Here is a 21,972-nt window from a genome sequence, read left to right as displayed (position 1 = left end):
CCAAGGGCCTGCCATTTTGGAAGTGGTTCTCCATCATGTTACGGGCCGCTTCCTGCGGGAGCTTGATCCGGGAGGCTGGGAATCGCATCTTCTGGCGGCGGTGAACCGCGGTTTGTCCTGGCCTGGCTCCGCTAAGAGTCCAGAAGGGGGATGGCCTGGGCCAGCATCTGCCTAAGAAGGGGTTCTAAAGCCTTTGCTTCCTCCTCCGTGTAAGCATGGAGTTCCACCGGAAGGCCCTTAAAAGCCTTCCGCGCCAGGCGGTGAAGGTCCCCGCGGGCAGGGCCTTGGTAGATGAGGAGGAGGTCCACGTCGCTTCCCGGTAGCGCCCGACCCGTGGCCCAGGAACCGAAGAGGTAGGCCTGCCGGAGGGGAACTTCTTCCCTTAGCACCGCTAGCCCTTCCTTCAGGCGCTTTAGGATTTCCTCTTTAGTCCAAGGAGGGAAGAAGACCCTGACAGAAGGCATAGATTTCCTCGGCATGCTGCAAAAGCCGCTCGGCCTCGGGGCGCCGGTAGCGCTCAAAGGGAGCCCCTTCAGGGAGGGCATCGGGATAACGGGTGGGGATGTGGGCCTTATCCAGCTCGCTGGCTGCGTCTAGGAGGGACTCGCTTATGGGATGCCGCTTGGCCAGCTCCTCCAAAAGACCCAGCACCGAGTGCCCCCAGGCCACAGCCCCTAGGTGCTGATTGTTGGGCGGAGAAGGCGGCCCACTCGTAAAACCCCTTTTCCAAGGCGAAGCGGGCGTGCTCCAAGTCCCTCCTTGCTTGAAGGATAAAGTCCCGGCTTCGCTCCACAAAGGCAGTATAGCCCATCCCGATTGACAACCTGAGGAGCTTGCCGCATAGTAAACCTTGCGGCCATACCTTGGAGGGTTGGCCGAGCGGTTGAAGGCGGCGGTCTTGAAAACCGCTGTGGGCTTCAGGCCCACCGGGGGTTCGAATCCCTCACCCTCCGCCAGAAGGCTTGGAGAGGTGGCCGAGTGGTCGAAGGCGGCACCCTGCTAAGGTGTTGTACCGGGAAAACCGGTACCGCGGGTTCGAATCCCGCCCTCTCCGCCAGAAAGCCCGGTCTAAGACCGGGCTAACGTTTTGGTCATGCTGGCCTTGCCCTTGTCTCCCCTAAAACCCTGCCGTTTCCTGAAGAGGAAAAACCGCTTCCTGGTGGAGTCGGACGTGGGGCCCTTGCACCTTCCCAACTCCGGGCGGATGGGGGAGCTTCTCCTTCCCGGGACCCCTTGCTTTTACCATCCCAGGGCTACCCCCAAGACGGTGGGGCGGCTTCTTCTTTTGGAGAGCCGGGGCGTGCTGGTGGGGGTGGATGCCTCCTTGGCCAACCGTCTCCTGGAGTTGCTTTTGAGGGAAGGGGTTTTCGGCTCCCTTACGGATTTGCGAAAAGAGGTGCGCCTGGAAGGGGAGAGGCTGGACTTCTCCGCCCGGATTGGGGGGAAGGAAGCCCTTTTGGAAGCCAAGAACTGCAACCGGGTGGAGGGAGACCTGGCCCTTTTCCCCGATGCCCCTACCCCTCGAGGGGCCCGGCACCTGAGGCTTCTTTCGGGGTTTGCCCGGGCCGGGGGCTTGGCCTATGCGGTGTGGATGGTCCAGCATCCCCTGGCCCGAGCCTTTGCCCTCGACCCTGAGGACCGGGTTCTTTACCAGGCAGCCCGGGAGGCAAAGCGGGCTGGGGTGCAGCTTCTGGCCTACCGGGTGCGGCCGACCCTCGAGGCCCTCCACCTGGAGGAACAGCTTCCCTGGATCTGGTTACCCTCCCAGGAGGATCTGGAAGGCCACCATCACGGCCGCGGCTAGGGTGAGGACCGTGGCCACCCCCTCGGCCTTGGCTTCCTTCAGGGCCTCGGGGAGGATCTCCGCCGCCACCATCCAGATCATGGCCCCGGCGGCGAAGCCCAGGCCCACCGGCAAGGCGGGCTTGAAGACCTCCACGAAGAGAAAGGCGGGTACGGCCATAAGGGGCTGGGGCAGGCTGGAGAAAACGCTCCAAAGGGCAGCGCCCAGGACGCTAACCCCCCTGGGGATCAGGACCAGGCTGATGGCCAAGCCCTCTGGGATGTTGTGCACGGCGATGGCCAGGGTGATGAAAACCCCCAAGGCCTCCCCGCCCCCGAAGGCCACCCCCACCCCCACGCCCTCGGCGAAGGAGTGAAGGGTCAAGATCCCCACGATCATGAGGGCTTTGCGGGCATCCAGGCCGTTCAGGCTCCCGAAGCTTACTTCCCGGCCATGGAGGAAGCGGTGGGAAAGCTGGATGAAAAGAAGACCCAGGACCACCCCCAAGAGGGTGCGGCCCAGGTGGTAGTGCACCCCCTCGTAGATGAGGCCGAAGCTGGCCGAGAGCATCAGGCCAGCGGCCGCGGCGTTGGCCAGGCCCAGGTGGTGGGCCAGGATGCGGCGGGTGAAGAGGAAGGGTAGGGCTCCCAGGCCCGTGGCGATAGCGGTGAAAAGGGCGTATAGGAAGACGGTCCAGGGGGAGATAGGGGCAGGCTCCATGGCCTTTATCTTAATGCGAGTGAGTACTATTAGCAATAAGCCAATCCCGGATCGCCAGGGCCACCGCTTCCCGGTCCCGGTCCAGAAGAAGGTCGTGTCCGCTTTCGGGAAAGACCAGGTACTCCTTCCTCGAGCTTCCCAAAAGGGCATGGTAGCCCCGCACCCCGGCGGGGTCCACCACCTTGTCCCGGCCCGCCTCGATCACCAGGGCGTTGGCCTTCACCTTGGGCAGGACCTCCGGGGTGCGGCGCATTAAGGCCAGAAGCTGAAGCAGGGCCCGGGTGGGGAAGTAGGGGTAGTTGGGGTTTTGCTTCTTGAGCTCGGGGTCCTGGATGGAATCGGGGCCGGGAAAGCGGGGGATCAGCCAGGCCAGGAGGGGCGCCAGGGGGGCAAGGGGATGCTTGAGGGCCATGGCCGGGGCCAGGGCCACCAGGGCCTGGGTGGGGGTTTCCGCCGCCAGGTGGGCGGAAAGCAGGGCCCCCATGGAAAGCCCCACCACCCATCGAGGCTCGGGCAGTTCCCGGTAAAAAGCCCGGGCTGTTTCCAGCCAGTCCTGCCACCGCACCTTGAGGAGGTCCTCCGGCCGGGTGCCGTGGCCGGGAAGGGCTGGCTGGCTCACCTGAAACCCAGCCTCCCGCAACACCTGGGGCAAGGGACCCAGGGTGAGGACGGGATGCGAGGTAAACCCGTGAAGCAAGAGGAGGTTCATGCCCCTAGCTTACGCAAATGGGTTTGCCCTTCGGGCAAAGCAACAGGGTACCCCGCCTGGACGCTTGGGAGGTGGCGTGGTAAAACGGGGGGGAATGCTGGGTCAACCGCCGGGCCATTCTGGGCAACCTTCAGGCCACCTTGAAGGCAACCTTGCGGAGTTTCCCTTCTCGGCTTTGGTGGGGGCTTTGATGAGCACCGGGCGCACGGGCCGGCTTCTCCTCCGCACCCCTTACCTGGAGGGGGAGGTCTTCCTGCAAAACGGCCAGGTGGTCCACGCCCGGGTGCGCTCGGGGGAGAAGGTCTTGGAGGGGGAGGAAGCCTTGGACCTTCTCACCGGGATCAAACGGGCTCCCTACCGCTTTGAGCCCGAGGTGTCGCCTCCCCATACCACCCTTCTTGGGGGGCTTGCGGTGCCTGCTCGCCTGGCCGAGGCCGAGGCTCAGTGGCGGGGGCTTGCCCTTCCCGCCGACTGGGGGTATGTCCTGCGCCTGCCCGCAAAGGGAGGTGCGGTGGAACTTGGCCCCGAGGCCTTGCGGGTTCTTGCCCAGGTGGAGGGAAAACGCATCGTGGAGGTGCTCCTGGCCCCCGGGACCCTGCGCCTGGCCCGCATCCTGCATACCCTCTTGCAAATGGGGGCCCTCGAGGCGGTCCCCCTGGTGGAGGTGCCTCCCGCTTCCCTTCTGGTCCTTCCCATCTACGGCCCGGGGTCCGGGGTGGCCTATGTGGACGAGGCCCTTTACGCCGAGTGGGCCCGGGCCATCCGCCACGGGTTCCGCCTGCGCCTAAGGCCTCCCGAGGTGGTGATGGAGGTGCGGCCCAGGCCCAACATCCCGGGCCGGCTGGGCCTATTGGAGGAGGATCTCAGGCGCCTCCGCCTCAGGCGGGGGGATAGGGTGGAGGTGGTGCCGGAGGTATAGCCATGGATATCCTGGCCTTAAACGAGTATCTCAACCGGGTCGTATACGGCTTTCCCATGAAGCTGGTCTTCCTCCTGGTGGGGGCCTATCTGGTCATCTTCCAGGTCCGCTGGTTCAGCGCCCCCTTGCGGATGATGCGGGTTTCCTTCAGCGAAACCCTGGGAGCCATCCGCGAGCGCACCTACGGCTTCGGCGGGCAGATCACGCCCTTCCAGGCCACCATGGTGGCCCTCTCCGCCACGGTGGGGACCGGTCACCTTTTGGGCATGCTGGCGGCGGTGCTCGTAGGGGGCCCGGGGGCGGTCTTCTGGATGTGGCTGGGCTACTTCTTCGGCACCGGCACCAAGTTCGCCGAGGCCACCTTGGCGGTTCATTTCCGCCGCCGCTATGCCGATGGCTCGGTTTCCGGCGGGCCCATGTACTACCTGTACCGGGGCCTACCCAGGCTCCGTTTTCTGGCCTACTTCTTCGCCTTCTTCGCCGCCGTGGCCGCCTTTGGCATCGGCAATCTCTCCCAGGCTGGGGCGGTGGGGGGTGCCTTGGCTCCTTTAGGGGCGCCTCCAGCTTTGGTGGGGCTTTTCCTGGCCCTGCTGGTGGGGGTGGTGCTGGGGGGAGGCATCGTGCGGGTGGCCCGCTTCGCCCAGGTGGTGGTGCCCTTGAAGCTCCTTCTCTTTTTGGTGGCGGTGGTTCCCCTTCTGGTGGTTTACGGGGGCCAGATTCCAGAGGCCCTGGCCCTGGTCTTCCAGGCGGCCTTCAGCCCGGAGGCAGCCTTGGGGGGGGCGGCGGGGTATAGCCTCTTTGCCGCCATCAACGCCGGGCTTGGCCGGGGCATCTTCGCCAACGAGGCGGGCTTGGGCTCCGCGCCCATCGCCCACGCCCAGGCCCAGGTGGACCATCCCGTGCGCCAGGGCTTCTGGGGGGTCACGGAGATGTTCGTGAGCTTCCTGGTGACCAGCCTCACCGCCCTTACCTTCATCGCCTCGGGGCTTTGGCGAGGGGGAGGAAGCGCCACCGAGGTGGCAGGTGCCCTCTTTCAGGTCCATCCCCTGGGCGGGCTTATCCTGGCCGTCACCGTGGCGGTCTTCGCCCTGGGGACCATGGTCTCCTGGGGGTTTTACGGGGAGGAGGCCGCGGCCTTTATCTTCGGGGAGGGGATCCGCTGGCCCTACCGCCTCACCTTCGCCGTCTTGGCCTTCGTGGGGCCCTTGGGGGGCCTCGAGGCCTTCCTGGCCATCTCCGACACCCTAAACGGCCTCATGGCCATCCCCAACCTCCTGGGCCTCATCCTCCTGGGGCCGGTGGTGGGCCGGCTGGTCTACGGCTTCTTCCGGGGCGAGCCCTGGATACCACCCCGCTGACCGGCGGTTTTTCCAAGGGACGATTCTCGTTCAATGGAATAGCGCCCGTATGGCCTTTTCCAGCTCCTCCCCCGTTTTGCGGTCCAGGGTGAGCTTGACCTTGAGGGCCACCCGTAAGGCTTCCTCCTCGAGGGCCTCCCGGCTTTGGCACCCCTCCAGGCGGGCCACAAAGGGATTGGCCTTGGGGCCGAGCCGGGTTTTGAGGAGGCCCACCAGCTTCTGGCAAAGCTCCTTGGCGCCCTCCACGGGCAGGATCAAACCCCGCTTGAGAAGAGCGGCCAGGATGACGTAGGCCTCCTCCCCGAGGCCGCTTTCCCGCACCACCTCCTCCTCGGTGCGCCGACCGTCGCAGAGGGTGTAGACCCGCCACTCCTCTTGGGTGGGCTTCCAGTCGGTTTCCGGGGGATTGGGGTTACGGCGGAAGACCATGGCTACAAGGAGGCCACGATGGCGTCCACCAGGCGCAGGACCATGTAGACGAAGACCGCCCCCAAAAGGAGGATCAGGGAGAGGAGAAGGAGGAGGAGGCTACTGGGCTCGCTCCAGGTGAGGATCAGGACCACCAGGTAGGCAAGGGCGAAGAAGACGATGAGCCCGAGCATCTGCCCGCCCCTTTCCCCCATGACCCCGCCGGGGATGGCCCGCTTGAGCCGAAAGCCGTAAAAGACGTTGTACACCATGACCAAAAGGCCCAGGAGTAGCAAGAACTTTTCCATGGCCTTATTCTAGCCGTTCCATTCCCGAATAGGTATAAGCTCTCCTCCCTCAATACTTTTGCGCATGGGGCGATAACGGGTGTCAAACCAGATCTCCAGGACCGCCCGGTCCAGGCTCTTGGGGGCCACGATCTCCTTGCGCACGTAGTAGCCTCCTTCCACCGGGCTGATCTCCATGCTCTTGGAGAGCCTTAGCTCCACCACCTCGCCGCTTTTCGTGCGCACCCGCACCCGGAAGGCCAAAGGCCCTTCGGGCTTCACATGGGGGTCTTTGCGGAGGAACCACATGCCTAGGCCTCCTTGAGATCGGCCACCTGGGCCCCTGTGAGGGCCAGAAGCTCCTCTGGGGTCAGGGAGAAGAGGGCCTTGGGAGTACCCCCTGCAGCCCAGACCAGGGGGTAAGCCAGGAGGTCCGGATCCAAAAAGGCCGGAAGGGGGGTTTCGTGCCCCACAGGGGGCACCCCGCCGATGGCGTAGCCGGTCAGGGCGCGCACCTCCTCCGGGGTGGCCCGCCTCAGGGCTTCGCCCGTGGCCCTTTGGGCCTTGGAGGGGTCCAGGCGGTTTCTGCCGCTTATCAGGAAGAGGTAGGCCCCGTTTTCTCCCAGGAAGACCAGGCTTTTCACAATCTGACCCACCTCGGCCCCCACGGCCTCCGCCGCCTCCTGGGCAGTGCGGGTGGAGGTGGGAAGCTCCACCACCCTTAGATGGCCGAAGCCCTTTTCCTCCAACAACCTTTGCACCTTCTTTGCGGAAGGGGAGAGGCTCATAGGGCATAGAGGAGTTCGGCCAGCAGGGCCGTGCGCCGGGGGATCTCCGAGACCACCACGTACTCGGTCTTCTGGTGGGCGTCGCCCCCAAAGAGGCCGAGGCCGTCCAGGGTGGGCACCCCAAGGGCGGCGGTGAAGTTGCCGTCCGATCCCCCGCCCACCCGCCCCGGGCGCAAGGAGAGGCCCAGGGCCTCGCCGATGGCCCGGGCCTTTTCAAAGAGGGCCAGGCTTTCCGCCGTGGGCTCCATGGGAGGGCGGTTCAGGCCTCCGGAAAGCTCCAGCCTGGCCCCGGGGAGGATGGGGGTGAGGTTTTTGAGGCCCTCCTCCACCCGCTTCACCTCCTCCAGGGTCCAGGCCCGGAGGTCGATCTCCACCCAGGCTTCCTCCGCCACCACGTTGCTCACCGTGCCCCCCGCCACCACGTTGGGGCCCAGGGTGGTGCCCTTTGCCCGGTCCTCGAGGGCTGCCACCCTCACGATCTGGTGGGCGAGTTCCAGGATGGCGTTCACTCCCTTTTCCGGCTCCACCCCCTGGTGGGCAGCCTTGCCCAGGGCCTTAAGCCGGTAAAGCCCCACCCCTTTTCGGGCCACCTTGAGATCCCCTTCCGCCGTGGGGGGCTCGATGACCAACACCGCCCGGGCCTTTCTGGCGGCGGCCTCGATGAGGGGCCGGCTTTCCTTGGAGCCGATCTCCTCGTCCGGGGTGAAGAGGATTTCCAAAGGGGGAAGCTTCCTTCCCGCGGCCTCCGCGTGGCGGAGGGCATAGAGCAAGGCCACGATGCCCCCTTTCATGTCGTAGACCCCTGGCCCCACCGCCCGGTCCCTTTCCAGGCGGAAGGGCTCGGGAAAGCTTCCCCTGGGGTGGACGGTGTCGTAGTGGCAAAGCACCAGGACCGGGGCCCCTTCCCCTTCCCGCCTCAAGAGAAGGATGGGGCCCAAGGGAGTGTCCTTGCGGGAAAGCCGCCCCTGGAGGGGCCCGAAGGCCTCTTCCAGGAAGGCCGCCGCTTCCATTAGGCCCTTCAGGTCCTTGGAGGGGGATTCCCGGCGCACGAAGGCCTCGAGGTCCTTTAAAAACTCAGGGAGCTTCGCCTGCATCCAGGCTAGGGTTTCCATGGGCTCATTATGACCTAAGCCCAAGGGGCCTGGTGCCTCTTGGCAAGGGGGCCTCTCCGTGGTATAAAAGAAGGGTATGCCCTTCGGGGCCGGTTCACACGGAAGCGGGGAGTGAGGCTTCTCCCCCTCCTTTTCGTGTGGACGTGCGCAAAATGCGCCCGCCTTCCCTGGAAGGCGCGTAAGGAGGAAAGAGGCGGCATGGAAGAAAAGGCGACCCAGGTCAGCGAAGCCAACTTGACCCCAGGCCAGACCTTCAGCATGGAGGAGGCCCTTCAGGAAACCGAGGCCCGCTTGGAAAAGCGCGTGCGCCCGGGCCACATCCTGACGGGCAAGGTGGTCCTGGTGGGCTCGGAGGGTGTGGCGGTAGATATCGGCGCGAAGACGGAAGGCATCATCCCCTTTAACGAGCTTACGGAGAAGTCCCTTCCCGAGGAGGAGCTAAAGGCCCTTTTGAAGCCCGGGGATCTGGTGCGGGTCCAGGTGATCAAGGTGGACCCCGAAACGGGCCAGGTCCTTCTTTCCCGCAAGCGGGTGGAGGCCACGGAGCACTGGGACCGCATCCGGGAGCTTTATGAGAAGGGCGAGCCGGTGACCGTCACCGTGAAGGAGAAGGTCAAGGGGGGCGTGGTTGCCGACCTGGATGGCGTGTCCGCCTTCATCCCCGCTTCGCAGCTGGACCTCAAGCGCATCCCCAACCTGGATGCCTACGTGGGCCAGCAGATCCTGGTAAAGATCATCGAGTTTAACCGCAAGAAGGGGCGGGTTCTCCTCTCCCGTCGGGCGGTTTTGGAAGAGGAACAGAAGCGGGCCAAGGAGGCCTTTTTCCAAAGCCTGCAGCCCGGCCAGGTGGTGGAGGGTACGGTGGTGGACGTCACCGACTTCGGGGCCTTCGTGAACCTGGGCCCGGTGGACGGCCTGGTGCACCGTTCCGAGATCACCTGGGGGCGGTTTAACCACCCCAAGGAGGTCATCCACAAGGGGCAGAAGGTGCGGGCCCAGGTGGTTTCCGTGGACCCCGAGAAGGAGCGGGTCAACCTTTCCATCAAGGCCCTGATCCCCGATCCCTGGACCACCGTGGCCGAGAAGTACCCGGTGGGAAGCCGGGTTCGGGGCAAGGTGGTGGGCCTCACCCAGTTCGGGGCCTTCGTGGAGGTGGAGCCTGGCCTCGAGGGGCTCATCCACATCTCCGAGCTTTCCTGGACCAAAAGGCCCAAGCATCCCTCCGAGGTGGTGAAGGAGGGGGACGAGGTGGAGGCGGTGGTGCTGAGGCTGGATCCCGCCGAGCGCCGCCTCTCCCTGGGCCTCAAGCAAACCCAGCCCGATCCCTGGCAGCTCCTCACCGAGAAGTATCCCCCGGGCACCGTGGTGAAGGGCAAGATCACCGGGATCACCGACTTTGGGGTCTTCGTGGAGCTGGAACCCGGCATGGAGGGGCTGGTCCACGTTTCCGAGCTGGATCACGGGCGCATTGAGAACCCCGCCGCCCTCTTCAAGAAGGGGGAGGAGATGGAGGTGGTGGTCCTCAACATCGACCCCGTGGAGCAGCGGATCTCCCTCTCCCGCAAGCGCCTGCTGCCCCCGCCTCCTCCCAAGACCGAGGAGGAGCGGCCCCGCCGGGCCAAGGGCAAGGAGGCCCGGGGCAAGAGGAAGCCCGGACCCCGCCGGGAGGAGCGCCGGGAGTACGAGTACGGGGCGGTGGCCGAGTACAACCTGTACGATGCCTCGGCGGTGCCCACGGCAAGCGCCAGCGTGAAGCTGGGCGACCTCTACGGCGACCTGCTGGCGAGCCTGGGCCTCGAGGAGGAAAAGTCCTCTTAGGCTGAAGGATTATGCAAGGGCCCCCGCCACAGGCGGGGGCCTTCCTTCTAGTAGGCCAAGGGGCCTAGGCCTTGTGCGGGGCTTCCTCCTTTCCGTAGAAGATGCGGAGCAGGGTGTAGGAAACGATGTAGGTGAGCAAGGGCCCGCCCAGAACCAGGGTCCAGAGCACAGCGTTGTTCCCCAGGATGGAGCCCTGTTGCTGGAAGTCGATCTTGTACCCGGCCAGGGTAGCCATGAGGAAGAAGACCAAAAGGGCCAGGATGACACTGGTGCGCACCGGATGCTCCGAGGGAAGCTCCATGTAGCGCATCTTGTCCTTGCGGGTGTCCACGAAGGGCAAAAGAAGCCCCACCAGGGCCAGGATCCCCGGGATCACCACCCCCCCGATGAACTCCGGTCCTATGGTGGCCCCGAAGAGGTGGAACTCCCAGCTGGAGGGGATGATCTGCAGGATGCCGTAGATCCAGAGGAAGTACCAGTCGGGCTTGACCGCCGGGGTGTTGGGGGTGGGAGGGCCGAAGGCCTCGATGGGGTGGGCCAGGAAGGCCCCGGCGATCATGGTCATGATGCCCACGTACAGGGCGAAGAGGATGCCCATCATCACCAGCTGCTGGGGGTACATGGGCACGCCGAGAATCCTTCCAGGGGCCACCCTTTCCGCATACCGGGGCTGGGTGTGCTTCTGCTTCATCATGATGGCCATGTGCGCCCCGATGAGGGCCATGAGAAGCAGGGGCAGCCAGAGGACGTGGAGACTGTAAAGCCTGGGGATGGACTTCTCCGAGCCCGGGAACTCTCCCCCGAACATCACCTGGGCCAGGGTGGTACCCACCCAGGGGATGGAGTTTGCGATCCCGTAGCCGATGCGGGTGGCGGTGACCGCGTAGTTGTCGTAGGGAAGGGCGTAGCCGGTGAAGGCGGTGACCACCGCCAGGCCCAAAAGGACCAGGCCCACCAGGTAGTTGAGTTCCCGGGGTTTCTTGTAGGCCCCCGAGAGGAGAATGCGGAGCATGTGCAGGAAGGCGGCGGCGATCATCACGTGGGCCGACCAGTGGTGGAGGCTACGGATCACCGCCCCGAAGGGAAGGCTGTCTATGTAGAGAACACTGGCGTAAGCGGCGGGCACGGTGCGGCCGTCGGGGAGCTTCACCTCCCGGATGGAAGGCTCAAAGTTCAAGGTGAGGAAGATGCCGGTGAGCACCAGGACGATGAAGGCGAAGAGGGTGATCTCCCCCAGGAAGAAGGAGTGGTGCACCGGGAAGGCCTTGCGCAAGACCTTCTGGTAAAAGCCTGTGAGGTCTAGGCGTTCGTCTAACCACTTGTACATGCTTCCCTCCTAGACGTGGCGGCAGAAGCCCGCTTCCGCCTTCACCCCCACCTCGCCCAGGAACTCCCCGGCGGCCACCAGGACGCCTTCTTCCACCTTAAGGGGAAGCTGGGGGACAGGCCTGGGCGGGGGGCCGGCGATGACCCTGGCCCCGTGGGCGAGGTCATAGATTCCACCGTGGCAGGGGCAAAGGCCCGCTTTCTTGTCCGCCACCCACTGGCTCACGATGCAACCCAGGTGGGTGCAGACGGCGGAGTAGGCCACGATCCCTTCCACCCCGTTCTGGGCCACCTCCGGGGAAAGCTCACCCGGGTTGTACCGCACCACCAAGACGGTGTTCTTGGCCTCGCCGCTTTTCACCACCTTGGTCTTGGGGTCCATGGGGTAGGCCAGAACGAAGGGGTCGCCGGGCTTGAGCTCCTCGGGGCGTATGGGCTTGGGCTCCCCCCCGCCTTGGGCGTAGACCAGGATGTCCCCCGGCTTCAGGGGTTCCTTCTCCGGGGTGACCTCGGCCTTGGGGCGCAGGCTCGCCCCCACGTAGAAGGCGGAAACCAGGGAGAGGCCGATTCCGGTGCCGATGGCGGTCTTCAGGAAAAGCCGCCTGCGGGATCTTTGCAAGCGAATCTCGCGTTCGTCCATGCTTCACCTCTTACCAGGGGAAGTGGCTCTTCTCCTCCTCGGTGACCACCTCGTCCCGGCCGAAGAACTTCTTGTAAATGCCAAAAAGGGCGGCCACCACCAGGCTGATGGCTCCGAAGACAAAGCCCTGGAGCCAGGTGGGGTTGTGGCCGGTCTGGGCGGAGTAAACGATGAGGCGCACGAAGAAACCGGAAAGGGCGGTGAGGAGGAGGACCAGGATCACCCCTACTGCCACCGGAGCCGTGGAAGGGGTGGGGAAATGGCGGCCGGGGCGCAGCTCTACTCCCTCCAACCAGTAGGACACCAGGCCGATGAGGCCGTAGAGAAGGAAGACGGCGCCGAAGGCCATCAGCCCGATCTGGCCCACGGAAAGCTCCTCTGGAGTGTGGCCCAGGAGGCGGGCGATGTGGAGCCCATCCAGGTAGGCCATGTAGAAGAGGCCTGCGGCCAGGATGAGGGCGAAGGTGGGTACGATGGGGTCATTGCGGTACATACCTTAGCCCTCCTTATTCCACCGGGCCGAAGCTGTTGCCGAAGCTGTTGCGGATGTAGGTGGCCACGGCCTTGAGGTCCTCGTCCGAGAAGGCGGCGCCCACCGCTGGCATGGCCCCACGGCCGTTTTTGATGGTGTTCAGGACCAGCTGGGTGTCTTTGAGGTTGGGATTTCCCGCCAGAGCAGGAAAGGCAGGGGGCATCCCCTGGCCGTTGGCCTGATGGCAGGCGACGCAGTTGGCCTCGTAGATGGACTTGCCCTTTTCCATGAGGGCTTGGTCCACGTTGGCGGCTTGGCCAGCGCCTTCCTTGGGAGCCTGGGCTTCCTGGGCTGGGGGGGCCAGCTCGGCCGCCACCTTCTCCGCCGTAGGGGAAAGGGCAAAGTAGGCCCAGATGCCGCCCAGCACGATCACCGAGGCCACCACGTACCAGATGGGGTTGAAGCGCACCGGCTCCACGGGGAGCTCGGGTTCCCCCACGGCCAGGCGGAGCTCGAGGGTCCCCGCCACCTCTCCCCCCTCGTCCAGGCCCAGGACCATCACGTCGGGGTAGTTGTTAACGGTGAAGGGGATTTCTCGAATCTCCTCGCCTCCGCCGCGGAAGTGGGTTACCACCCGCAGGACATGTTCCCCGTCTGGGATCTTTCGGGTGTCCAGGTTTAGCCGGTAAGGGGGTTCCTTCAGAACCGCCAGGGGCTCGCTGGCCCCGTCCAGGTACACCTCAATCCGGTCTACGACCATTCTGCCTCCCTTTGTGAAGGGGGGTACAAACCCCCACTCCACTACTATAAGCGTACCCTGGCAAGGACAGATGTCCCCGCTTATGGAAGGGGAGGCTCAGGAGGCAAGGAGGGCCTGCAGACGGGAAAGGCTCTGGCGTACTCCTTGGATGTTCCCACCCACCTCGAGGGCCGCGGTGGCAGGGAAGCTCCTCAGCCGGGGGGCCAGCCTTTCCCAGGGCACGGCTCCCGTGCCCACGGGCAGGTGGTCATCCCGGCGGGCGTGGTTGTCGTGGAGGTGCAGGTGAAGAAGCCTATCCCCCAAGGCCTCCCAGTAGAGGAAAGGACCCAGGGGACCTAGCTCCACCAGGGCGTGGCCCACATCCAGGCAGAACCCGTACTGGGGGAAGCGATTCAGGAGGGCCCTTAGCTCCTCCGGGCCCCGGAGGAGATCCTCCTCGGCAAGGGCCAGGTTTTCCAAAGCCACGGGGAAGGGCAGGGGAAGGAGGGCGGAGAGGGTCTTTTCCAGGGTCTCCCGGGCCAGGCTTATGGCCATGGGGTGGCGCACGGGTACCTGGCCGGTGTGGAGGACCCCCACCTTGGCCCCCAGGGCCTCGCCAAACTCCAGGGCCCGCTTGAGGCGCTCCTCGGCCAAGGCACGGACGCTGGGGATGAGGCTGGCTGGGTTCATCTCCACGAAGGGAAGGTGCAGGGTGAACCCCACCCCCAGGGCTTCCCCCGTGGCCCGCAAGGTCTTGGCGTCGGGAAGGGGCAGGACCTCGTGCAAGTCGTAGGGAACCTCGAGGTCCAGCCCCAGCTCCGCCGCCAGGCGGAAGGCTTCCTCATAGCCCATCTCCGCATTGAAGGGACTGAAACCTAGGCGCATCCCTGCCATTTTAGGGTTTTTATGGAGGAGCTAACCCCTTCTCGCCCTATTGTGCCCCTTAGGTACTCCCAGACGTGGCTTGGAGGAGGGGTTTATCGGGGTCCCCACCCTGGCAGAGCCAGGGTGGAGTGGTATTACCGGATGGCCTCCGCCTTCCGCTGGGCTTCCTCCAGGGCCTTCTGGGGAGGAACCCCGCCCTTTAGGGCTTTTTCCAGGGCTTCTGCCAGGACGCCGGCCCAGGCGGAGAACTGGGGAATGCGGGGGCGTTCCTGGGCGTGGGCGATCTGCTCGAAGGCCACCTTGCGGAAGGGGTTTTCCCGGTAGAAGCCCTCCAGGAGGGGGATGGCCGACTTGCGCACGGGCACGTAGTAGCTGGCCTCCACCCAGCGGGCCACGTTTTCGGGCTCCATCAGGTACCTCCAAAACTCCAGGGCACCCCGCACCTGGGCCTCCGTGGCCCCCCGCAGGACCACCAACTGGGCCCCGCCCATGGGTACCTTGCCCCCGGGTTCCCGGGGTACCGGGGCCACCCCTAAGGTGAAGGCGAAGGAGAAGTTTTCTGCAGCGGGCCAGTTGGCGATGGAGGCCATGACCATCATCCCCTTGGTGCGCACGAAGTCCAGCTGGGCGAAGGTGGCCTCGGCCATGCTCCTTGCGGAAAGGGCCCCGGCGCGGTTTAAGCGCACCAGCATCTCCAGGGCCTCGAGGGCCTCCTTGGAGGTGAAGTTGGGCTTGCCTTCCCACACCAGGTTCCCCCCCCGGCTGGTCACCATGGCCTCAAAGAGCCAGGCCTGGGGGTCGGTGACGAAGATGAAGCCCTTGGCCTGGCGGGAGGTGAGGGCCTTGGCCACCTCCTCAAACTCCTTCCAGTTCCTCGGGGCTTTAAGCCCCTTGGCCCGGAAGACGTCCAGGTTGTAAAAGAGAACCGGGGTGGAGGTGTTTAGGGGAAGGCCGTAACGCTTCCCCTCCATGACCCCGTAGTTCCAGGCGGGTTCAAAGAGATCCTCCAGGAAGGCGCGTTCCAGGTTCAGATAACCATCCAGGGCCAGGGCCCGGCCTTCCCCCACCAGCCGGGGGAAGAAGCTGATTTCCGCCTGGAAAAGCACGGGCTGGCTTCCCGTGCGTAGGGCGGCCACCAGCTTGGTTTCGGCATCCCGGTAGTCCCCTGCATACTGGGGTACCACCCGGTAGAGCCCCTGGCGGGCGTTGAACTCCTGGGCGAAGGTGGAAAGAAGCCTCCCCGCGGGGCCATCCATGGAGTGCCAGAAGGAAACCTCCGTGCGGGTGCCGGCCTGGGCCAAGGCCAGGGGAAGGAGGAGAAACCCTAGGGCCAGAGCTAAGGGCTGTTTCATGGGGGGGATTTTACCATCCCAAAAGTCAAGCCTGGGTCAGGGGCTTCTTTAGCGCCTCTCCACCCCCATGGCCTTCCTCTGGGCCTCCTCGAGGGCCATCTGGGGCTTCACCCCCTGCTTCAGGCTTCGTTCCAGGGCTTCCTCCAGATAGCTATACCAGACCACCAGCTCCGGGTCCTGGCTCCAGGGGCGCCCCACCTCCGCCTGGGCGAAGACCGCCTGCCTTTCGGGGTCTTTCAGGAAATCGGCAAGCTCCCTTTCCGCTTCTTTTCGCAAGGGCAGGTACCAGGTGGTCCGCACCCACTCCGCCTGGCGTTTGGGTTCCAGGAAGTGGAGCCAGAAGGCCACGGCTCCCTGGGCCTGCTCCGGGCTTGCCCCCTTGAGCACCGCCAAAGCTGCCCCGGAAAGGGGTACCGCACCCCCTTCCCGCCGGGGCAGGGGGGCCAGGCCCACGCTAAAGGGCAGGGAGGTTTGGGCCAGCACCACCGGCAAGGCGGTGGTGGGTCCGATTCCCATGAAGGCCTTGGTGCGCAGGAAATCGGCCACGGCGAACTGGGCCTCGGCCAGGTTTCTGGCCTGGGCGTGCCCCTTCTGCACCATGCGGTAAAGCATCTCCAAAGCCTCCACCACCTCCTTGGAGGTGAAGGCGGGAAGCCCATCCTTGACCAAGCTTCCCCCCAGGCTCATGACGATGGCGTTGAAGCTCCAGATGTCCGTGGAGATAACAAGCCCCTTGCTGGTGCGGCTGGTGAGCCTGCTGGCGGCTTCCTCCACCTCGGCCCAGGTCCTGGGGGGCTTAAGGCCCCGGGCGCGGAAGGCATCCTTGTTGTAGTAGAGGACGGGCACGGATAGCCCCAAGGGAAGGCCATAGGTCTGCCCCCGGACCTGGGTGGTTCGCATCATCTCCGGATAGAGGTCCCTGGGCAGGTTCTGGAGGTAGGGGTTCAGAGCCAAGGCCACCCCTTCCTGGGCCAGGCGGGGGAGGAAGGAAAGCTCCCCGTGGAAAAGGACTGGGGCACCCCCCGAGCGCAAGGCGGCCAGGAGCTTTACCCCTGCCTCCCGGTAGTCCCCCACGTAGCGGGCCTCAATCCGGTAGGTGCGCTGGGACTTGTTGAAGCTTTTTATGGCCTCCTCCAGGACGGTATTCCCTGGGGGGCCTGCCGTGTGCCAGAAGGGGATGACCACCTGGCCCTGGGCCAGGGTGGCGACGATCAGGGAGAGGGATAGAAACCGCCTCATCCCCTAAAGGTTATCCCGCCCGGGGTGAGAGGGCTGAGAGAGAGCCTTTTAAGGAAGGGTTCGGCCTGCCGGTAAAGGGTTTCCCGAAGGGTGAGGAAGCGCTCCCGGGCGGAGGGGCCTGGGAAGCCTGGGGGAAGGAGCTCGGGGGGAAGAAGAGGGTCCAGGAAAAGGAGCTTGCGCATCTCGTGCACCAGACGGGTCAAGGTCCGGAAGGCCAAAAGGGGGTCCTCGAGCACCGGGGGCACGCTGGAGAAGAGGGTTTGGTAATGGGCCGAGGCCTCCTTAAGGGAAAAGGCGCGGAGCACTTCCTCCTTCGGCCCGAGGTGTTCCGCCCGGAAGAGGGTGGCGGAAAGCCCGTAAAAGGCGAGGAGCTCTTGGGTGGCGGCGAGGTCCACCCCCGCCCCCAGGTAGACCCCGCTTTGCAGGCTGCCGTAGCCCAAAAGGGCCATCTCCCGCCGAAAGCGTTCCCTTTCCCCCCGCTCCTTTGGGCCTTCCGGCAGGACCAGGAGGAAACGCCCGTCCCAGGAGGTCCTGGCCTCGTAGAGGCGCCGCCGAACCTGGCGCACCTGCCAGTAGACCCGGTTGGAAAGGGCGTAGTAGGCGATGCGCCCCCGCCGCTCCGGCACTACCCAGCCCCTTTTGGCGCTCCGGGAGAGGGCCGCCCTCACCGCTGCCTCGGAGAAGCCCAGGACCTCCATCATGGTGATGAGGTCCCGCACCCGGGCGCGCCGTTCCGGGTAGATGTATTCCACAAAGAGGGTGAAGATGGTGGACCTGGCCCGCATCAGAGGGTTGGCTCCAAAAGGCGTTCCTTGTATTCCTTAAGGGCGGCCTCGAGGAAAGCCGCCAGGGGCATGCTTCCCAGGTTCCCCCGGTGCCGTCTGCGGACGCTCACCGTGCCCTCGGCCTTTTCCCTGTCCCCCACCACCAGGACATAGGGCACCTTCTGCACCTCGGCGTCGCGGATACGGGCCTGCATGCGCTCGGGGCGGAGGTCGGCCTCGGCCCTGAGGCCCGCTTCCTTGAGCTTAAAGACCACCTCCTTGGCGTAGTCCTCCTGTTTTTCCGAAACCGGCACCACCACCACCTGCACCGGGGAAAGCCAAAGGGGGAAGTCCCCGGCGAAGTGCTCGATGAGGATGCCGATGAAGCGCTCCAATGAGCCAAAGGGGGCGCGGTGGATCATGACAGGGCGGTGTTCGGCCCCATCCGGCCCCACATAGGTGAGGCCGAAGCGCTCAGGGAGGTTGTAGTCCACCTGGATGGTGCCGAGCTGCCACTCCCTTCCCAGGGCGTCCTTCACCACGAAGTCCAGCTTGGGGCCGTAGAAGGCGGCATCCCCTTCCTCCACCGTGTAGTGGAGACCAGCTTCCAGGGCTGCCTCCTCAATCTGCCTTTCCGCCAGGGACCATTTAGCCTCGTCCCCCACGTACTTGTCGCTTTTGGGGTCCCGGGTGCCGATGCGGGCCCTATAGTCCTTAAGGCCCAGGGTGGAAAGCACCTTCAGAACCAGGTCCAAGACCCCCAAAAACTCCTCCTTCACCTGCTCGGGGGTACAGAAGAGGTGGGCGTCGTCCTGGGTGAAGCCCCGTACCCGGGTCAAGCCCAGAAGCTCCCCCGCCTTCTCGTAGCGGTAGACGGTGCCGAACTCGGCAAGCCTCAAGGGAAGCTCCCGGTAGGAGCGCTTCTTAAAGGCGTAGATGCGGATGTGGTGGGGGCAGTTCATGGGCTTTAAGAGGTACTCCTCCTCCTCGCCCCTTTCCTTGAAGCTGATGGGGGGGAACTGACTTTCCGCATAGTAAGGGTAGTGGCCGCTGGTGCGGTAAAGCTCGAGGCTCCCGATATGGGGGGTGGTGACCAGCTGGTAGCCCCGCTTGATCTGCTCCTCCCGCATGAAGGCCATGAGCTCCTCCCGGATCACGTTCCCCTTGGGAAGCCAAAGCACCAGCCCCTTCCCCACCATGGGATCGATCAGGAATAGCTCCAGCTCCCGCCCTAAGCGGCGGTGGTCCCGCTTTTTGGCCTCCTCCAGCTGCCAGAGGTATTCCTTTAGCTCCTCGGCGGTGCGGAAGGCTACCCCGTAGACCCGCTGAAGCATGGGTCTTTTCTCGTCCCCCCGCCAGTAGGCCCCCGCCACGTGGGTGAGCTTGAAGTGGGGGGGGATGCGGCCCGTGGAGGGGACGTGGGGGCCGCGGCAGAGGTCGGTGAAGCCGTAGGCCTCGTCCCCCTGCTGGTAGAAGCTGATCTCCTCGCTCTCGGGAATCTCCAGGATGAGCTCCGTCTTGTAGGGGTCCTTCCCCCGGTAGCGGGCGAGGGCCGCTTCCCGGGAGAGGACGAAGCGCCTTAGGGGGAGGTCCCGCCTGAGGATCTCCCGCATCTTCTCCTCTATGGCGGGAAGGTCCTCGTCGGAGAGGGGCTCGGGGGCTTCTATGTCGTAGTAAAAGCCCTTCTCAATCACGGGCCCCACCCCGAGCCTCACGCTTTCCGGGTCATAGCCCTTCTGCCGGAAGAACTCCTTCACCGCCTGGGCCAGGACGTGGGCCAGGGTGTGGCGGAAGAGGGTCTGGAACTCGGGGTCCTTCTCCGTGAGGAGGCGCACCCTGGCCCCCTCGGGGAGGGGCTTCAAGAGGTCGTAAAGCTCCCCGTCCACGATGGCCCCCACCGCCCGCCGCTCCCAGCCCTCCCCCAGGGCCCGGGCCACGTCCTTCGCCGTGGCCCCCGGGGGGAGCTCCAAGGGCTTGCCGTCTGGAAGGTAGACCGTCATGGCCTCTACTATATCCCCTGTTCACGCCCCGTTCAGGCTCCGTTCAGGCCCCCGGGGCTACCCTGGCCCTGGCCTGACGGGGCCCGGGCAACTTGGAGAAAGGGGGTGAAAGGCGTGGGGGAAGCGCGGTCCTGGGAAGCTAAAGGAAGCCTTAAGGCAAGGGCGGCTGGGCTTGACATGAGGGAGGGGTGTGCGTAAGATTAGCCTCGGATGCCGCGCGAGAAGGGATTCAAAAGGAGCGGGCCCGGCCCGCGCGGCGCCGGAGCCGGGAAGGGCAACGGCGGAAACCTTTCCGGGCGAACGCAGAGAAAGGGAGGTAAGAGGCTATGAAGGGAACGCGGCTCAAGACTCTAGGTTTCGCCCTGTTGGGCGGCCTGGCCCTGCTCTTCGCGGGGTGCGGGCAGCAGGCGCAGACGCCGCCCAGCACGGAGCCCACCACCATCGCGCTGGAGGGTTTGTATGACTCCAACACCTTCTCTCCGGTGGACCCCAACAACGTGTCCTCGCTCGTCATCGTGCGGGCCAAGGTGGCCCTGGGCTCGGTGGTGCCGGACAAGGTCCAGTTCCTCCTGGACGACAACGTGGAGTACGAGGTGAGCTTCGGCGCGGCCACCCAGGGGGTGCGGCCCCAGCAGGCCACCTACACCTTTGAGTGGAACCTGAACACCGCCGCCCTGGCCAACCTGGCGCCCAAGTACCTCAACGGCGCCCACAGCGTGAAGGCCCGGCTGGTGAAGGGCGGCAATGTGGTGGCCACTACCGAGGCGAGTCAGGTGGTGTTCAACAACCCCGACTTCGCCGTGGTGAAGCTCTCGGGGAACGCCGTTAACAAGGGGGGCGACCGCTACTACGGCGGCGGGCCCGTGACCGTGGAGGTGGTCCCGGTCCTCTACTCGGGCAAGGCGGTCCAGAGCGTGACCTTGAACTTCACCGGGTCCGGGATTGACCTTAACCCCGACGTCTCCGGCACCCAACCCGTGAAGACCCTCACCAGCGCGCCCTACGTCTTCACCATCCCCTACAACGCTGCTAACAAAGTTGCTACGCTGAACGGGGCCACCTTCCTTTCTGGGAGTGGTGTAGTTACCGTTACCTACACCGACTCCACTTCCTTCAACAACCGGGTTTGGGCGGTCCTGGACGGCTCGGACGTGCTGGTGGATTCCACCGGGCTCTTCTCCAACAACCCGCCCTTTAGCTTGGCCGACCTGAAGGTGGACTTCTACATTATTAACGCCGCGGGGGCCACTGCCCTCGTCTGCAAAGGCACTACCTCCCTGCCCTCTGGTGGGTTCGCCACCTCCGGCAACCTGAAGGCGGGGCTTAACGGGTACACGGCGGATGCCGGCGTGGGCGGCGATACTCTGGTGGTGGACGTGAAGACCACCACAAACACCACCGTCCTCACGGACAGGGAGATCGCCATCAGCGGTTCCGGGTGCGCCAACGCAGGGGCCCTCAGCGGGCTTTCCGAGGGCGGGTTCTTCCGGGTCCACGTCAAGGCGGTGAAGGACGCCCTGGGCAACACCTACACCTTCTCCCCTGCCTATCTGAGCAACGCCTTCGGCATTGACGACACGAAGCCCACCGTGGCCCTCGCCACCGGGTACACCAACCAGGCCTACTTCAACTCCGCTTCCCTGAACACCGGGTCTGTCGCGGGCGCCGACCTCAACGGCAACTCGGTGGGCGCGACGATCGCCGGCTGGCTGAACGTGAACGACCCGACGAGCGGGACGCCGCCCGTGGCCTCCGGGATCAACACCAACGGGTACATCTGGAAGGTGAACGGCGAGACGATCACAACTGTCACCACCAACCAAATCCCTGGCCTGAACGACATCTCCGCCACCCTCGGGAGCGCGCCCCAGGGCTACTACACCCTCACCGTCCAGGCCACGGACAACGCCGGGAACGTCTCCGACCCGGTGACGCTCCAGGTCCTCTACGACAACACCGTCCCCAACGTGGTCTTCATCCAGCCCACGGTTACGGCGCTCACCGGCGGCACGAGCTTCACCGCCACCGCCAGGGCCACGGACAACGCCGACCTGCGCTGGGGCAGGGTCTACTGGAGCTACGGCTCTTCTATTCGCTTTGAGGCCTTCTCCTCCACGCCCAAGGCCTTCGGCGCCCCCGGCGTGACCTCTCAGGACTACAGCGGCACGCTCACCGCCTTGAAGCCCTCTTCTTTGGTCGGCGACTTCAGCCTCTTCGCCTGGGTCCAGGATATGGCCCGGAACGTCCCCGCCACCAGCACCCTTGCCCTCAGCGTCACCCCGGCGAACGCGAACACCGCGGGCTCCTTGTCCTCCGTCACTGAGACGCCGGACATTACCCAGATGAGCGGCGGCTCCACCACCCTGACCGTTACGCACACCGGTGGCACGGCCCAGGTGAAGGCCATCCACGTCTACCTCTGGAGCAATAGCGCTGGCGGCTTCGACTACTACGACTACGTGGCCGACGCGAGCCCCATCGGCGGCGGGCAGTACGCCGTGGTCGTCACCGCGCCGGCGAACCTCTCCACCCCGAGCGTCCTCTTCGTGGTGGAGTACGACAACGGCCTGGCCCTGGGGTACACCTACAACTACGACAGCGGCGCGTTTACGTCGGTTTTCTAGGCAACCCTAGTGGCAGCCCCCGGCCCCCC

Annotated in this window: 24 protein-coding genes and 2 tRNA genes; 7 read left to right on the top strand and 19 right to left on the bottom strand. The window is 65.1% G+C overall.

Annotated elements, in window-relative coordinates:
• Positions 1-131: 131 nt before the first annotated feature.
• Genes TNMX_RS01375 through TNMX_RS13190 form a run of 3 tightly spaced genes read right to left on the bottom strand, consistent with a single transcriptional unit; the run spans position 132 to position 811 of the window.
• Complete coding sequence (locus TNMX_RS01375; protein ID WP_038028697.1) at positions 132-464, bottom strand: nucleotidyltransferase domain-containing protein; 333 nt, start codon at positions 462-464, stop codon at positions 132-134.
• Positions 427-651 carry a HEPN domain-containing protein gene (locus TNMX_RS13195; protein ID WP_253269348.1) on the bottom strand — a complete coding sequence of 75 codons (225 nt, stop codon included), beginning with the start codon at positions 649-651 and terminating at the stop codon, positions 427-429. Before TNMX_RS13195 ends, TNMX_RS01375 begins: the two co-directional genes overlap by 38 nt.
• Positions 572-811, bottom strand: a complete 240-nt coding sequence (locus tag TNMX_RS13190) for a HEPN domain-containing protein (RefSeq protein WP_253269347.1) — start codon at positions 809-811, stop codon at positions 572-574. Before TNMX_RS13190 ends, TNMX_RS13195 begins: the two co-directional genes overlap by 80 nt.
• A gap of 54 nt (positions 812-865) precedes the next feature.
• On the opposite strand from TNMX_RS13190, the gene TNMX_RS01365 reads away from it, so the two are divergent.
• From TNMX_RS01365 to TNMX_RS01355, 3 genes are all read left to right on the top strand, one after another.
• A tRNA-Ser gene (locus TNMX_RS01365) sits at positions 866-956 on the top strand.
• A gap of 8 nt (positions 957-964) precedes the next feature.
• A tRNA-Ser gene (locus TNMX_RS01360) sits at positions 965-1,057 on the top strand.
• A 36-nt stretch (positions 1,058-1,093) separates the two neighbouring features.
• Positions 1,094-1,804: a DNA/RNA nuclease SfsA gene (locus tag TNMX_RS01355; RefSeq protein ID WP_151165759.1), complete on the top strand. Its 711-nt coding sequence runs from the start codon at positions 1,094-1,096 to the stop codon at positions 1,802-1,804.
• Here TNMX_RS01355 and TNMX_RS01350 read toward each other — a convergent pair.
• Together TNMX_RS01350 and TNMX_RS01345 are read right to left on the bottom strand one after the other, a co-directional pair.
• Positions 1,757-2,503 (bottom strand): ZIP family metal transporter, encoded by a 747-nt coding sequence (locus tag TNMX_RS01350; RefSeq protein ID WP_038028695.1) that lies wholly within the window; start codon positions 2,501-2,503, stop codon positions 1,757-1,759. The genes TNMX_RS01355 and TNMX_RS01350 overlap by 48 nt on opposite strands.
• A gap of 10 nt (positions 2,504-2,513) precedes the next feature.
• The gene (locus tag TNMX_RS01345; RefSeq protein WP_038028693.1) at positions 2,514-3,212 is read right to left on the bottom strand and encodes a carboxylesterase; all 699 of its coding nucleotides are present in this window, start codon (positions 3,210-3,212) and stop codon (positions 2,514-2,516) included.
• 94 nt (positions 3,213-3,306) lie between these two features.
• Here TNMX_RS01345 and TNMX_RS01340 point away from each other — a divergent pair, with 94 nt between their 5' ends.
• A complete protein-coding gene (locus TNMX_RS01340; protein WP_052037884.1) occupies positions 3,307-4,131 on the top strand; it encodes a DUF4388 domain-containing protein in 825 nt (274 codons plus the stop codon).
• 2 nt (positions 4,132-4,133) lie between these two features.
• Positions 4,134-5,489, top strand: a complete 1,356-nt coding sequence (locus TNMX_RS01335; protein ID WP_038028689.1) for a sodium:alanine symporter family protein — start codon at positions 4,134-4,136, stop codon at positions 5,487-5,489.
• A 30-nt stretch (positions 5,490-5,519) separates the two neighbouring features.
• Here TNMX_RS01335 and TNMX_RS01330 read toward each other — a convergent pair whose 3' ends face one another.
• Genes TNMX_RS01330 through TNMX_RS01310 form a run of 5 tightly spaced genes read right to left on the bottom strand, consistent with a single transcriptional unit; the run spans position 5,520 to position 8,084 of the window.
• Positions 5,520-5,918, bottom strand: coding sequence for a hypothetical protein (locus TNMX_RS01330; protein ID WP_038028687.1), 399 nt, complete (start codon positions 5,916-5,918; stop codon positions 5,520-5,522).
• 2 nt (positions 5,919-5,920) lie between these two features.
• The gene (locus TNMX_RS01325) at positions 5,921-6,205 is read right to left on the bottom strand and encodes a hypothetical protein (protein WP_038028685.1); all 285 of its coding nucleotides are present in this window, start codon (positions 6,203-6,205) and stop codon (positions 5,921-5,923) included.
• 9 nt (positions 6,206-6,214) lie between these two features.
• Positions 6,215-6,493: a hypothetical protein gene (locus TNMX_RS01320; RefSeq protein ID WP_038028683.1), complete on the bottom strand. Its 279-nt coding sequence runs from the start codon at positions 6,491-6,493 to the stop codon at positions 6,215-6,217.
• 2 nt (positions 6,494-6,495) lie between these two features.
• Positions 6,496-6,972 carry a YbaK/EbsC family protein gene (locus tag TNMX_RS01315; protein WP_038028681.1) on the bottom strand — a complete coding sequence of 159 codons (477 nt, stop codon included), beginning with the start codon at positions 6,970-6,972 and terminating at the stop codon, positions 6,496-6,498.
• Entirely contained in the window at positions 6,969-8,084 is a 1,116-nt protein-coding gene (locus TNMX_RS01310; RefSeq protein WP_038028679.1) for a M20 family metallopeptidase, read from the bottom strand. Before TNMX_RS01310 ends, TNMX_RS01315 begins: the two co-directional genes overlap by 4 nt.
• Before the next feature lie 198 nt (positions 8,085-8,282).
• Here TNMX_RS01310 and TNMX_RS01305 point away from each other — a divergent pair, with 198 nt between their 5' ends.
• Positions 8,283-9,902, top strand: a complete 1,620-nt coding sequence (locus TNMX_RS01305) for a 30S ribosomal protein S1 (protein WP_038028677.1) — start codon at positions 8,283-8,285, stop codon at positions 9,900-9,902.
• A gap of 64 nt (positions 9,903-9,966) precedes the next feature.
• Here the strand turns inward: TNMX_RS01305 and TNMX_RS01300 are convergent, their stop codons facing one another.
• The 9 genes from TNMX_RS01300 to thrS all read right to left on the bottom strand — a co-directional run bounded on the left by TNMX_RS01300 (position 9,967) and on the right by thrS (position 19,319).
• The gene (locus tag TNMX_RS01300; RefSeq protein ID WP_038028675.1) at positions 9,967-11,229 is read right to left on the bottom strand and encodes a cytochrome bc complex cytochrome b subunit; all 1,263 of its coding nucleotides are present in this window, start codon (positions 11,227-11,229) and stop codon (positions 9,967-9,969) included.
• A gap of 9 nt (positions 11,230-11,238) precedes the next feature.
• On the bottom strand, positions 11,239-11,868 hold the full coding sequence (locus TNMX_RS01295) for a ubiquinol-cytochrome c reductase iron-sulfur subunit (protein WP_038028674.1): 630 nt from the start codon (positions 11,866-11,868) through the stop codon (positions 11,239-11,241).
• 10 nt (positions 11,869-11,878) lie between these two features.
• Positions 11,879-12,361 (bottom strand): cytochrome c, encoded by a 483-nt coding sequence (locus tag TNMX_RS01290; RefSeq protein ID WP_038028672.1) that lies wholly within the window; start codon positions 12,359-12,361, stop codon positions 11,879-11,881.
• Between the two features lie 13 nt (positions 12,362-12,374).
• A complete protein-coding gene (locus TNMX_RS01285; RefSeq protein WP_015718226.1) occupies positions 12,375-13,100 on the bottom strand; it encodes a c-type cytochrome in 726 nt (241 codons plus the stop codon).
• 96 nt (positions 13,101-13,196) lie between these two features.
• A complete protein-coding gene (locus tag TNMX_RS01280; RefSeq protein WP_038028670.1) occupies positions 13,197-13,964 on the bottom strand; it encodes a sugar phosphate isomerase/epimerase in 768 nt (255 codons plus the stop codon).
• A gap of 134 nt (positions 13,965-14,098) precedes the next feature.
• Entirely contained in the window at positions 14,099-15,316 is a 1,218-nt protein-coding gene (locus TNMX_RS01275) for an ABC transporter substrate-binding protein (RefSeq protein ID WP_015718224.1), read from the bottom strand.
• Between the two features lie 48 nt (positions 15,317-15,364).
• Positions 15,365-16,555: an ABC transporter substrate-binding protein gene (locus tag TNMX_RS01270; protein ID WP_038028669.1), complete on the bottom strand. Its 1,191-nt coding sequence runs from the start codon at positions 16,553-16,555 to the stop codon at positions 15,365-15,367.
• Positions 16,552-17,340, bottom strand: coding sequence for a PaaX family transcriptional regulator C-terminal domain-containing protein (locus TNMX_RS01265; protein ID WP_019550352.1), 789 nt, complete (start codon positions 17,338-17,340; stop codon positions 16,552-16,554). The genes TNMX_RS01270 and TNMX_RS01265 overlap by 4 nt, the downstream gene beginning before the upstream one ends.
• Positions 17,340-19,319, bottom strand: a complete 1,980-nt coding sequence (thrS, locus tag TNMX_RS01260; RefSeq protein WP_038028667.1) for a threonine--tRNA ligase — start codon at positions 19,317-19,319, stop codon at positions 17,340-17,342. The genes TNMX_RS01265 and thrS overlap by 1 nt, the downstream gene beginning before the upstream one ends.
• Positions 19,320-19,774: 455 nt before the next feature.
• Here thrS and TNMX_RS01255 point away from each other — a divergent pair, with 455 nt between their 5' ends.
• Positions 19,775-21,943 carry a hypothetical protein gene (locus TNMX_RS01255; protein ID WP_156919385.1) on the top strand — a complete coding sequence of 723 codons (2,169 nt, stop codon included), beginning with the start codon at positions 19,775-19,777 and terminating at the stop codon, positions 21,941-21,943.
• Positions 21,944-21,972 lie beyond the last annotated feature (29 nt).

The organism is Thermus sp. NMX2.A1 (assembly GCF_000511705.1).
In the GTDB taxonomy this organism is placed as follows: domain Bacteria; phylum Deinococcota; class Deinococci; order Deinococcales; family Thermaceae; genus Thermus; species Thermus scotoductus.
This window is presented reverse-complemented; position numbering and strand designations above follow the sequence as displayed.